This is a genomic window from Chryseobacterium sp. NG-CE01, from assembly GCF_055695505.1.
Window position 1 is genome coordinate 1,402,886 of the sequence record NZ_CM146369.1, and the last position, 12,853, is coordinate 1,415,738.

Consider the following 12,853-nt stretch of genomic DNA (forward strand, 5'->3'; position numbering starts at 1 on the left):
AATTGCTTCAATCGCGGCTAGGGAGGAAGTTGGTTATTCACATTTGTTCCAAAAAATCAATGTAGATTCAGATTGCAGAACTGCACGAAATAAGAAATTCATTAATAGGAGCGGGCTTTAGCCCGCTTTAGAAAAAATAAACCATCGATTGGCTTTAGCCAAAGCTTATAACATGGACAGGATTTCTAAAATCAGATCTGCATATTTTAAACTAAATACTGAACAATTCTTATATAACAAAAGTCACGAAAAAGTCATAAATTTGCTGCCAAATGAATATTTCAGCTTACATTTTAGAATATTTGAAACAATTCGGTACCGTTACGGTTCCGGATTTTGGGGTGTTTTCGCTTGAAAACTCCAAAGCCATTATCAATTCCGAAAATGGGAGCATCCTTCCTCCTGCAAGTAAAATTGTATACAGTCCGGATTATGGAGTAAAATCTGATGAGCTGGCTGCTTTTATTGCCGGTCACAAACAGATGACCGTAGAAGCTTCCAAAACAGATCTCCAGATCCAGACCGATTTCTGGAAAAAGAAGCTGCAGGCAGATCAGATGCTCGAGATTCAGGGGCTTGGTACTATTTACATTGAAGAAGGCAAAACGCATTTCAAAGGAAACAGACTCCAGTCCGATCACCCGGATTTTTATGGTTTGGAAGAAATTAAGATTTCAGACATACATAACAATGAACCTCTGAAAACAGGTTCGAAAAACTCCGGAAAAGATTACCGGTTTAACAAATCCATTCTTTGGATTTTCCTGATCATTATTCCTGTTGCTGGAATTTTATATGTAGCTTATACACAACAGGAGCTTCTTTTTGGTGAAAAATCTTTTGGAAACACCAATCCTTCCATACAGACCAGGACCCACAGGATTGAAAAAGATACTGTAAAGCCACAACAAGTTGCTCCGCCAGTAGTCCCATCAGATTCTCTGAAAAAAGACACTGCTGTGGTAAAGCAGAATATTCAGCCGGCAACACAAAAGGCTGTAAACAATCCGGCTCCTACAAACAACACTAAGAAAAAATGGCAAAAATAAAAAAGGCGTCAGAATCCCTGACGGTAATGACGAACATTGTACTCCCCAATGATACCAACCAGTTGAGGAATCTTTTCGGTGGCGAGCTGTTGGCAAGAATGGACCGATGTGCATCCATCTCCGCAACAAGACACTGCGAAAGACGAGTGGTAACAGCTTCCGTAAATCACGTTTCATTTGATCATCCGATTCCGGAAGGCGGAATTGTAGTGATGGAATCCAAAGTTTCCAGGGCTTTTTCTACCTCCATGGAAATTTATGTTGACGTGTGGCTGGACGATCCTATTAACCACAAAAAAATTCAGACCAATAAAGGAATTTATACTTTCGTAGCGGTTGATGAATTCAACAGGCCCATCCCGATTCCTGAAATGGAACCGGAAACTGATCTTGAAAAAGAAAGATACGCAGCCGCACTCAGAAGAAAAGAGCTTTCACTCATCCTTTCCGGAAGAATGAAACCATCTGAGTCAATTGAGCTTAAAAAACTTTTCGGAGAGTCAAACTAATTAAACACAAAAAACACAAATCTTTACACTAATTCCACAAATACTTAAACGGTATTCACGTGAAAAGTGTATTTTTATTGTTTTAGCATATGATGAAAAATGTTATTTCTGAAAATGAAATCTCGAAAATCGTGTATGAATCAGGTTATTTATCCATAAAGTTTTAGGACCGGGATTGCTAGAAAGTGCTTATGAAGAATGTATGTTTTATGAGCTTCAGAAGAAAGGTCTTTTTGTAGAGAAACAAAAACCAATGCCGTTGATTTATGAAAATATTAAATTGGATGTAGGTTATAGGCTGGATCTGTTTATTGAGAAAAAATTTATATTGGAAATAAAATCAGTAGAGTTACTAAACAATATACATTTAGCTCAGATTCTTACATACCTCCGATTAAGTAATTCCAGACTTGGAATGCTAATTAATTTTAATACTCATCAATTTAAAGATGGAGTAAAAAGAGTAATTAATGGCACGTTATAATTGTGTCATTTGTGCAAAAAAATAGTGTCATTAGTGTTAAAAAAAATGAAAATTCTCCTTTTAGATAAAAATCACTCCCTGATTACCGAACAGCTTCTTGCCAAAAACTTTATTCTGGAAGAAGATTTCATTTCTTCCTATGATGAGGTCTGCCGTAAGATAAAAGATTATGACGGTGTCATTATACGAAGCAGAATTCCTTTAGACAAGAATTTTCTGGAGCAAGCTAAAAACCTGAAATTTATTGCAAGAGTAGGAGCAGGAATGGAAAATATTGATATTCCTGTAGCACAAAAATTGGGAATTCAGCTGATCAACTCCCCGGAAGGAAACCGGGATTCCGTTGCAGAACATGTGGTAGGAATGCTGCTGATCCTCATGAACAGGCTTTTTATAGCTTCGCAGGAGGTAAAAAAAGGCATCTGGCTTCGTGAAGAAAACAGAGGTAATGAACTGCTGGGAAAAACCGTAGGCCTCATCGGATACGGAAATATGGGTAAAGCGACCGCCAAAAGACTTTCAGGGTTCGGCTGCAAAGTGATTTTCCATGATATTCTGCCCGGTCTTTCCGATGATTATGCCACTCAGGTTTCCCTGGATGAGCTTAAGGAAAAAGCAGAAGTTCTGAGCTTGCATATTCCGTTGACGGAAGATTCGTATTATCTCGTAGACGGACCTTTTATTTCAGAAATGAAAAATGATTTTTATTTCGTCAATACTGCACGAGGAAAAAACGTGGAAACCAAAAGTCTTGTGGAAGCCATTCAAGCAGGAAAAGTAAAAGGAGCGTGTCTCGACGTTCTGGAATATGAAAAATCTTCTTTCGAAAATCTGGAAACTGAAAATGAAGACCTGCAGTTTTTGCTGGAATCTGAAAAAGTGATCGTAACACCGCATATCGCTGGATGGACTATCCAAAGCAAGGAAAAACTTGCCCAGGTAATCGTAGATAAAATTCTCGCGCAATTTCCAGGTAATTTTCAGTCAATTCATTAATTTCCTGAGTTTGGAAGCAAATTGTTTTATGTTAAATAATTCATAATGTACAGTCAGGAGTTAATAATTATTTTCAGTTTTATTAAATTGCCGCTCATTTTTGAAATTCATGAAGATGCGTAATCTTGTACTTATTATCACTGCCTGTGTAACTCTTTTTGCCTGTAAAAACAAGACTGAAAATCAGGAGAATGCCACCGAAAGCACGACCAATCTCCCGAATTACGGAAACGTAGATTTAAGTAAAGTTTTTACAAAAGAAGACAGCCAGATCCCTGATAAAGTATCGTTTTCAAGATATATCGATCAGTATTACAAAAGAGTATGGGAACGTGGCGACCTCAGTGGCGGAATCCTGGTTGCGAAAGGTGACGATATTCTGTACGAAAACTACAGAGGCTTTGCAAGAGAAGGCGATCAGAATCCTATTGACAGAAATACACCTCTTCATGTTGCCTCGGTATCAAAAACACTTACGGCAATGGCAATGCTTAAGCTGGTGGAAGCTGGCAAAATAAATCTGGACGACCATCTTACGAAATTTTTCCCGGGATTCCCTTATCCGAATGTTACTGTTAAAACGCTGCTCGACCAGAGAAGCGGTCTTCCGAAATATGAATATTTCATTACTAAAATACAGCCTGCGCCTGCTGAGCTTTCCAAAGCGTTCATCACGAACCAGGATATTTTAAATATGATTATTAAGTACAAACCTGACCTGGCGAGAGATACAGATACGGGATTCATGTACTGCAATACCAATTTTGCCATGCTTGCGCTGCTGATCGAAAAGATCACCAACACTCCTTTTCCGCAGGCCATGAAAGAGATGGTGTTTGATCCTCTTAAAATGAAAAATACTTTTATCTTTCAGGAAAAAGATATTCCAACGGCTTCACAATCATTTTATTATGGCGGCAAAAGGCTCTATCCGTTAGACAGGCTGGATCTTATCTATGGTGATAAAAATGTGTATACAACCCCGAGAGATCTCTATAATTTTTCTAAAGCTATGTTTTCAAAAGATTTTTTAAAACCTGAGCTTATGGAACAGGTTTTCACGCCATACAGCAATGAAAAATTCGGAACGAATAATTACGGATTGGGTTTCAGGATGAAAATTTTTGATAATGGTGAAAAACTCACGTATCATAACGGATGGTGGCACGGTACCAACTCTGTATTTGCGCATTTACTGAAATCAAAAGTAACCATTGTGGCCATTGGTAACAGGTATTCCGGTAAAGTTTATACGGCACTTGCCTTGTCGGGATTATTTGAAGATTTTCCGGCACAGAAAGATAAACTTCACAGCGTAATGAGTGATGATAAAGATACATTAAAAGGACATGGTGAAGTTTATGGAGAATAATGTTTATTTTTGCGTAAACATGTTCATGAAAAGACTTCTTGTATTATTTGTCATTGGCTTTCTTTTGCAGTCCTGTGCGAGAGTAGGATCGCCTGTAGGAGGCCCGAAAGATTCGTTGGCGCCAAAATTTTTAGGATCAAATATTGATACTACGAGAATTAATGTTCCCAGGGACATTAAAGAGCTGCGCCTTGATTTCGACGAATATGTGACCCTGAAAGATATTAATAAGAACCTAAGCATTTCTCCGCCCATTAAAATCACCAGAATTATCCCCTCCAGTATCGCCAATAAGTTTGTTCTTATCCAATGGGAAGATACCTTACAGGCTAATACAACATACAATTTCAATTTCGGAAACGCCATTTCGGATAATAACGAAAATAATATTCTGAGATATTTTAACTTTGCTTTTTCTACGGGTGAAAAGCTGGATGATTTCTATATCAGCGGAGAAGTAAGAGATGCATTATCCCTCAAAAAAGCTTCTGAAAATAAATTTGTCGTAGGACTTTATCAGGTAAAAGATACCATAGATTATAAGCAGAAGCCTTATTATATCACCAAAGTTGATGATGACGGTTATTATGAACTGAATTATCTTGCGCCCGGAAAATATAGAATTATCGCTTTTGAAGATGAAAACGGAAACTCTATCTATGATCCCGGAAAGGAAAAAGTAGGCTTTCAGAAAGAACCTGTTGTAGTTGAAAAATCGATCTCAGGATTGAATGTAAAGCTATATCCGTCTAAGAAGCCGGTAAAATATCTTGAAACGAAAGAAGTGCCGGGCGGTGTTTTAATGACTTTCGAAGGCAAGCCAGACAGCGTGAGAGTACAGTCTCAAAACGAAAAGCTCACAGATTACAAGGTGACCCATGCTCCGAAATCGGATTCCGTAAGAATATGGTTTGATGCGGTGAAAAGCAATCTCGGGCAAACCACAGTCGAAAACGTGAAGTTCGGATACAATGCCGGAATTAAAAAAGATACTCTTTATAATGCTTCTTTGTTTTACCGTTACAACACCAAGAACAGCATGGATTTAAACAGTGATAACGGCGGTGGACTGCTTGCTCCGAAAGAAGACTTTAAAATCAGTTCAAACTATTATATCGATAAGCTAAGCACAGACAAATGGATCTTCAGGGCAACGGGAGACAGCCTGAATACACTTCCCTTCACCGCAAGGATTTCAGAAACAAATCCGTACCAGATTATTGTCAATGCAGATTTTGTTTCGGGCAAAAAGTATCAGCTTACGGTACCAAAAGAAACGGTTTCATCTTTTTATGCTAAAAACTATCAGTCAAAACGTTTTGATTTTGAAATCGATAAAGTGGAGAATTACGGAAGCCTGACCTTTAAGCTGGAAAATGCTCCTGCTTCAAGCTATTGGATTCAGTTGATAGACAGCTCGGAAAAAGTTCTTTATCAGAAGTATACCAAAGGCACCGATGTGAAGTTTGATATCCTCAAACCGGCAGAATATATTGTAAGGATATTGGTCGATAACAATGAAAATAAATATTGGGATGAAGCCGATTTTCAGAAGGAAATTTTTGCGGAAGATTCTTATATTTATTATAAAACGGTGATTGTAAGACCTCTGTGGGACAGCAACGAAAAATGGGATCTGAAAGATACGAGAGTTCTGGATACATCCAAGCTCGATACTCCAAAGCCGAATAACAGTACCGCTCCAACGCCTTCTTCTAACTCGGTTACACCAAATACAGGGACCAGACCTGAGCTGAAAAGCGACAGAACTTTGATAAAACCGACAAGATAATCATGAAAACATTTAAAAGAATACTTTTTTGGTTTCTAATTGGTTTTGCCTTGATTCAGTTTATCCCAACAGATAAGGTGAATAAACCGGTTGATCATCAGGTAAATTTTATAGATATCAAAAGAACACCTCCGAAGATATCGCAGCTCATTAAAGGTGCCTGTTACGACTGTCACTCAGATGAAACGGTATATCCTGATTATGCTTATGTGGCTCCGGTTTCGTGGTCCGTAAAAAGTCATATCAATGAAGGCAGGGAGCATTTAAATTTTTCCGTTTGGGGAAACTATAATGACGATTTAAAGAAGAATATGCTGGAGAAGGCCGTTCAGACCATACAAAATAAAACCATGCCTATGCCCGGTTATGTGGTGTATCATAAAGAAGCTAATTTATCTGAAGCAGAACGTGTATTATTAGTTCAGTATTTTGAAACAATGCTGAAGTCAAAAACATATTGATTAAATTTCTAATTTTAGATTGTGAATGAATAAACTGTATAAATGATAGTTTGTATTCAATATGTTTAAGAATTTTCAATTCATCTTTGCTATATACATGTTAAGCTTGGATTTAAAGATTAGAAACAAATTTTATATCATTTTTTATATCATTTCTATTTATTACTTCTTGATCTTTCTTCTTATTCTAATGGTTTCTTTTTAGATATCCATATTCCTCCTATAACATTGCTATCTTCATAAACCCAAACACTTAAAAACTTAGCGGGAGAAACTTTTTCCGTTTTAATGTTGAAAATAAATAAATCAACAGGGTCAAAACTTTTAAGACGCTTATTTTTATAAACTGAGTTTAATTCTAGAATTTCAATATTGCCATAGTTTTCTTTATTTTTTTGACATTCTTTTTCAAAATTCGAAATCATGGAGTTTTCAATCCTTTTATCAACTTTAAAATTTTTAAATGTAGTACTATTGTTTTTGTAACATTTATCTAAAAATGTTTCTATGAAACTCTTTCCAATCGACAGTCTGGTGGGATTAATTTCTGCATAATCTATTTTGGAGTATAATTTCTGGGAATTTGATAAAAGAAAGAAGTTTCCTAAAATAGCTAGTAATATTTTTTTCATTCTAATACAACACGTTAGTTACTATAATTTTGCTATAAGATAATATGTACGAATGTTTATTGTATCATTCGTATAGAATTTTATTGGCCGTATCTTTAATCCGCTTATCTTTATAAACTAATTATACACTGGCACAAAAAACTTACTGTATTTTTGAATTGTGATGTCTTTAGTTAAACCTTCCGAATATAATCAGCGAAAAACTTTTTCTGCGAATCAAAAGCAAGATCTTCAGGATTTAATTCCTGCAAAGGAATCCAGACCGCTTCTGAAATTTCAGAAATATCAAGTTTTACCCGAAACTTTTCCGAAACAGGATATTCATAAAAAATATCAATTGTATTGTAGTCTATTTCTTTATACTGATATACATTCGGAAGGCTTGTAAGATACTTTAAATTTGAAATATCCACCTCAAGCTGCAGTTCTTCGAAAAGCTCTCTTTTGCAGGTTTCTTCTGCACTTTCACGAGGGTCTACAAAACCTCCCGGAAGGTCTAGCTTTCCTTTTTTTGGATCTCTGTTCCTTTTGGTAAGGTAAATTTCATTTTCAAATCGTATAACCACGGCTACTGCTCCGGCCACATTATTATAAAGAATGAAATTACATTCGGGGCAGCTCCATTTCTTTTCGCCGTCCCAGTTCAGAGATTCTTTGCCGCAGCCTGGGCAATATTTCAATATTTTCATTGGACAATATTCATATTTCTCGGATGATAATTTAAAATAACATCCCGAAGTTCTTCTGTTTTTAGATGAGTGTAAATTTCCGTTGTGGTAATACTCGAATGACCCAGCATTTCCTGGATATAACGGAGGTCTGCACCATTCTGCAATAAATGTGTTGCAAAAGAGTGCCTGAAGGTATGTGGTGAAATTTTCTTGCTAACGCCTGCCTTGTCCGTAAGTTCTTTAATAATTAAAAATACGATTACTCTGGACATGGATGTACCTCTGCTATTCAAAAACAAGGTGTCTTCATACCGTTTACTTACCTTAATTTTAGAACGGATATCAGAGATATAGCTCACAAGTAATGCTGCAGTGTAATCAGCAAGTGGAACAAAACGGGTTTTGTTTCCTTTACCCAGTACTTTAATATAATGCTCCCGGAAATTGATGTTGGAGATTTTCAGCTCTATAAGCTCAGAAACCCGGAGTCCGCATCCGTACAGTACCTCAATGATGCACTGATTTCTTTTTCCAAGATCAGAATCCAGTTCAATCGCACCGATAATTTTATTGATGTCCGGCAGGCTTAAAGTGTCCGGCAGATAAAGTCCTAGTTTCGGACCTTCCAATAAAGTAGCCGGATTGTCTTGGCGAAACTCATCCTCAACAAGATATTTGAAGAAAGCCTTTATAGACGATATCCATCTTGCCTGTGAGCGTTCGCTGAATTTTTTTTTGGAAAGGTTAAAGATATATTCCTGCAGGTTTTCGTACTGAATGGTATCAGGTCCCACATTCTTTAAATCTTCTTCCGCGTATTCTTTTAGTTTTTTAATATCCCTAATGTACGCATCAAGAGTATTTTCTGAAAAATTTCTTTCGAAACGAAGAAAAATTTCAAAATCCTTAATTTTTTCATCCCAAGTCATGTTGTGTTATTTTTTTAATTCATAGTCCGAAATCTGGATTATTTCAATGCCATGGTTTTTTAGAAATGATATTCCGTCATCATCCGAATACTCATTAATGTATACAAGCCTGTTGATGCCTGCCTGTAAAATGAGCTTACTGCATTCTTTGCAGGGAGAGAGCGTTAAATATAACGTTGCTCCTTTTGCAGACTGTGTGGAAGCGGCCAGCTTTAAAATGGCATTGGCTTCTGCATGAAGCACATACCAGTGTGTCCTGCCATCTTCGTCCTCACAGCAATTTTCAAAACCTGACGGCGTACCATTGTAACCATCTGAAATAATCATCCTATCTTTTACGATAAGAGCTCCTACCTGCTTTCGTTTACAGTAGGAAAGTTTTGCCCATTCCTGAGCCATTTTCAGATAAGCTTTGTCAAACTTATTCATACAGCAGCATTGTTTTTTTTCGAAATAATTTTTATTAAGGTAAATTTAGAAGCGGGGCTTTCTTTTTTCCAGAAATGCAGAAACTCCTTCTTTTTTATCATCAAGGTCAAAAAGCTCTCCGAAATATTGAATCTCGGTTTCAAAACCTTTATCCGTATCTGATAAATTGACAGCATGAATAGCTTTGGATATTGCCATCGGGGAATTGTTGGCAATAACTTGGGCCAGTTCTTTTGTTTTGGTTAATAACTCTTCAATAGGGTACACTTCATTTACCAGTCCGATTTCCTTTGCTCTCTGAGCCGGAACCATTTTGGCAGAGAAGATCATTTCGTTGGCAATACCTTTTCCTACAAGCTTCGGAAGCCTTTGAGTTCCTCCGTAACCCGGGATTAATCCCAGTGTTACTTCAGGTAATCCCAATTTTGCATTCTCCGATGCATATCTGATGTGGCATGCCATGGCAAGCTCAAGACCACCACCCAATGCGAAGCCGTTTACAGCTGCAATTACGGGCTTGGCCAGGTTTTCTATTTTATTGAATAATGAGTTTTGTCCGTTTCTGGCAAGCTCTTCTGCTTTTTCCTGCCCGAAATCACTGAATTCTTTTATATCTGCTCCGGCAACGAAAGATTTTTCGCCGCTTCCTGTAAGAATAATCACTCTGCAATCTGCATCAGCGCTTAATTCTTCCAGTGCTGAACTTAGTTCACTGATCGTTTTGGCATTTAATGCATTCAGACTTTCAGGACGGTTGATAATAATAGTAGATATTTTATCTTGTTTATCTAATAATATATTTTCGTAACCCATTTTTCAACTTATAAAATATTATTCTGTGCAAATTATAAATTTTTTATAAAAAAAAGGAAAAAAAGTCAATATTTTTTCCTTTCTGTTAAATTATTAATTAGATCTTTATATAGAATGATTCATCATATTGGCATCAATAACAACATTAAGCTGCGTTGCCACCTTCATTCCAAGTTCAATATTTGCTCTGAAAAAGTGGCAAAGCTGACGGTTGATGATTTCATCTCTTTTAGGTCCTGTAATTCCCTTCATGCTTCCCACAATATTGTTAATGAGGTTATGTCTGTCTTCCGGGCTCATAGCTTTAGAATAAAGCAATCCCGGCTGGGTGTAATGATCGGCGTCATTTTCATTTCTGTTATAATTAGACACATGAGCGCTGTCCAGTTCGTATTCGTAATTTTTATAAGATGCATCTGGTCTGATATCATCGAAACTGTTCGGGTGGTAGTTCGGTCTGTCCTGATAATAGCTGGAGTCTGCCATAAAGCCGTCACGCTGATAATTGTTCACTGCAAAGGGGCATCTGTTCACTTCAAGCTGATGTGCATTAACGCCGACTCTGTAGCGGTGCGCATCTGGATAAGACAACAGTCTTCCCTGTAGCATTCTGTCGGGAGAAAAGCTGATGCCATTGATCAGATTGCTTGGCGAAAAAGTAGATTGTTCCACGTGCGCAAAATAATTCACGGGAATTTCATTCAGTTCCATTTCACCAACTTCAATTAGCGGAAAATCTCCCTGGAACCATACTTTGGTGATGTCGAAAGGATTCCATCTGAAGTCTCTTGCCTGCTCTTCCGTCATGACCTGGATATACATTGTCCATTTTGGAAAGTTTCCTTCTTCTATGGCGTTACAAAGATCTTCCTGTGCAAAATCGGGATTTTCACCGGCCATTTTTATAGCTTCCGCATCGGTAAAGTTCTTGATTCCCTGTTTTGTTTTCAGGTGGAATTTTACCCATACTCTTTCATTTTTATCGTTGATCATCGAAAAAGTATGAGACCCGAAGCCATGCATGTGGCGGTAGCCGTAAGGTGTTCCCCGATCTGACATTAAGATTAATACCTGATGAAGAGATTCAGGGTTAAGGCTCCAGAAGTCCCACATCATCGTGGCGCTTTTAAGGTTGGTTTTGGGAACCCTTTTTTGAGTATGAATAAAGTCAGGGAATTTTTTGGCATCCTTAATAAAGAAAACCGGGGTGTTATTCCCGACAAGATCCCAGTTCCCGTCTTCTGTGTAAAATTTCAGAGCAAAACCTCTTGGGTCTCTGGCTGTGTCTGCGCTTCCTTTTTCACCTCCTACGGTAGAAAAACGGGCAAACATTCTGCATGAGTTTCCTACTTTGGAAAATAGTTTAGCTTTTGTATATTGACTGATATCGTGTGTTACCGTAAATGTTCCGTACGCGCCGGTACCTTTGGCATGAACAATTCTTTCGGGGATTCTCTCTCTTACAAAGTGGGCAAGGTTTTCCTGTAAAACGAAATCCTGCAATAGAACCGGGCCTCTTGGGCCTACTGTCTGCGAATCCTGGTGCTCATAATAAGGAGCGCCGTTGCTTAGTGTTAATTTTTTAGAATCCATATACTTATGATTTGCTTGCGGGTCTATCTTGATAGTTGTCCGTAATGACTTATTAAAATATCAAATTTACTTTAATTTTTAATTACAAATAGCAAAAACATTTTATCTTTGTCATAGATAATATTAATCAGATGAACATTCAGCAACTGGAGTATCTTATCGCTGTAGATAAGTATAAACATTTTGGTAAAGCAGCTCAGGCATGCTTTATTACGCAGCCTACGTTAAGTGCAATGATACAAAAATTTGAAGATGAACTGGATGTAAAGGTTTTCGACAGAACTACACATCCGATCCGTACCACAGATGTGGGGCTGCAGATCATTGATCAGGCGAAGGTGATTATAGAATCTGTCAATGAACTGAAAAATAAAGCTAATCTTTTAAACAATATTTTAGGAGGTACCATCAACATCGGAATCATCCCTACAGTTTCTTCTTTTATCCTTCCTACAGAGATTTTTAAATTTCTCGAAGATAATCCTAAAATCCAGATGAATGTAAAAGAAATGACAACGGACAATATCGTTAAGGCTCTAAAAGCAGGCGAACTTGATGCCGGAATTATTTCTACACCCTATGATTCTGCAGATGAATTCTATCAGGATTTCCTGTTCAACGAAGAACTGATGATTTACAGTTCCGATACGGAAGCCAATAAGAAAAATTCTTACGTAGTTCCCGAAGAGCTGAATGTGGAAAAAGTATGGCTGCTTGAGGAAGGAAATTGCCTGAGAAATCAGTTTGAAAACATTTGCCACCTGAAAGAAAATACATTAAAGCCTAAAAATTTAGACTTCCTTGCTTCTAATATTCAGACTTTAGTGCATATGGTTGATAAAGTGGGAGGGATCAGTATTCTGCCGGAGCTTGCATTAAGTCAGCTTTCAGATCAGCAGAAAGAAAATGTTTTCAGATTCAAAAAACCTTTTCCATACAGAGAGATCAGCATTATTTATTATAAGCCTACCTTCAAACAAAAGATTATTGACGAATTATCACATTCAATAAGAACCTCGCTGGAGAAAAAGCTTAATTATCACGAAAATCCAAAAGAATTCGTAAGCATAAAACCTCAATAGGTTTTTATCAGTAAAGGGTTGATAAGCTGCTAATTTCACGA

General features: G+C 37.3%; 14 protein-coding genes. 8 read left to right on the top strand and 6 right to left on the bottom strand.

Annotated elements, in window-relative coordinates:
- The first annotated feature begins 272 nt into the window (after positions 1 to 272).
- From ACYT6F_RS06860 to ACYT6F_RS06890, 7 genes are all read left to right on the top strand, one after another.
- A complete protein-coding gene (locus ACYT6F_RS06860) occupies positions 273 to 1,049 on the top strand; it encodes a hypothetical protein (protein ID WP_472600486.1) in 777 nt (258 codons plus the stop codon).
- Positions 1,037 to 1,558: an acyl-CoA thioesterase gene (locus ACYT6F_RS06865; RefSeq protein ID WP_283420494.1), complete on the top strand. Its 522-nt coding sequence runs from the start codon at positions 1,037 to 1,039 to the stop codon at positions 1,556 to 1,558. Before ACYT6F_RS06860 ends, ACYT6F_RS06865 begins: the two co-directional genes overlap by 13 nt.
- A gap of 202 nt (positions 1,559 to 1,760) precedes the next feature.
- Positions 1,761 to 2,042: a GxxExxY protein gene (locus ACYT6F_RS06870; protein ID WP_472601104.1), complete on the top strand. Its 282-nt coding sequence runs from the start codon at positions 1,761 to 1,763 to the stop codon at positions 2,040 to 2,042.
- 45 nt (positions 2,043 to 2,087) lie between these two features.
- Positions 2,088 to 3,038, top strand: coding sequence for a 2-hydroxyacid dehydrogenase (locus ACYT6F_RS06875; RefSeq protein ID WP_472600487.1), 951 nt, complete (start codon positions 2,088 to 2,090; stop codon positions 3,036 to 3,038).
- 109 nt (positions 3,039 to 3,147) lie between these two features.
- Complete coding sequence (locus tag ACYT6F_RS06880; RefSeq protein WP_472601105.1) at positions 3,148 to 4,410, top strand: serine hydrolase domain-containing protein; 1,263 nt, start codon at positions 3,148 to 3,150, stop codon at positions 4,408 to 4,410.
- 25 nt (positions 4,411 to 4,435) lie between these two features.
- Entirely contained in the window at positions 4,436 to 6,202 is a 1,767-nt protein-coding gene (locus ACYT6F_RS06885) for an Ig-like domain-containing domain (RefSeq protein WP_472600488.1), read from the top strand.
- 2 nt (positions 6,203 to 6,204) lie between these two features.
- Positions 6,205 to 6,663 carry a heme-binding domain-containing protein gene (locus ACYT6F_RS06890; protein WP_472600489.1) on the top strand — a complete coding sequence of 153 codons (459 nt, stop codon included), beginning with the start codon at positions 6,205 to 6,207 and terminating at the stop codon, positions 6,661 to 6,663.
- Between the two features lie 182 nt (positions 6,664 to 6,845).
- Here the strand turns inward: ACYT6F_RS06890 and ACYT6F_RS06895 are convergent, their stop codons facing one another.
- The 6 genes from ACYT6F_RS06895 to ACYT6F_RS06920 form a co-directional block, all read right to left on the bottom strand.
- Complete coding sequence (locus ACYT6F_RS06895; RefSeq protein ID WP_472600490.1) at positions 6,846 to 7,295, bottom strand: hypothetical protein; 450 nt, start codon at positions 7,293 to 7,295, stop codon at positions 6,846 to 6,848.
- A 173-nt stretch (positions 7,296 to 7,468) separates the two neighbouring features.
- Positions 7,469 to 7,984 (bottom strand): NUDIX hydrolase, encoded by a 516-nt coding sequence (locus ACYT6F_RS06900; RefSeq protein ID WP_472600491.1) that lies wholly within the window; start codon positions 7,982 to 7,984, stop codon positions 7,469 to 7,471.
- Positions 7,981 to 8,895 (bottom strand): site-specific tyrosine recombinase XerD, encoded by a 915-nt coding sequence (xerD, locus tag ACYT6F_RS06905; protein ID WP_472600492.1) that lies wholly within the window; start codon positions 8,893 to 8,895, stop codon positions 7,981 to 7,983. Before xerD ends, ACYT6F_RS06900 begins: the two co-directional genes overlap by 4 nt.
- A gap of 6 nt (positions 8,896 to 8,901) precedes the next feature.
- Entirely contained in the window at positions 8,902 to 9,324 is a 423-nt protein-coding gene (locus tag ACYT6F_RS06910) for a deoxycytidylate deaminase (protein ID WP_472600493.1), read from the bottom strand.
- Positions 9,325 to 9,369: 45 nt separating this feature from the next.
- Positions 9,370 to 10,137: an enoyl-CoA hydratase/isomerase family protein gene (locus ACYT6F_RS06915; protein WP_472600494.1), complete on the bottom strand. Its 768-nt coding sequence runs from the start codon at positions 10,135 to 10,137 to the stop codon at positions 9,370 to 9,372.
- Positions 10,138 to 10,242: 105 nt separating this feature from the next.
- Complete coding sequence (locus ACYT6F_RS06920; RefSeq protein ID WP_472600495.1) at positions 10,243 to 11,730, bottom strand: catalase; 1,488 nt, start codon at positions 11,728 to 11,730, stop codon at positions 10,243 to 10,245.
- 131 nt (positions 11,731 to 11,861) lie between these two features.
- Here ACYT6F_RS06920 and ACYT6F_RS06925 point away from each other — a divergent pair, with 131 nt between their 5' ends.
- Positions 11,862 to 12,812 carry a LysR substrate-binding domain-containing protein gene (locus tag ACYT6F_RS06925; protein WP_472600496.1) on the top strand — a complete coding sequence of 317 codons (951 nt, stop codon included), beginning with the start codon at positions 11,862 to 11,864 and terminating at the stop codon, positions 12,810 to 12,812.
- Positions 12,813 to 12,853: the final 41 nt, after the last annotated feature.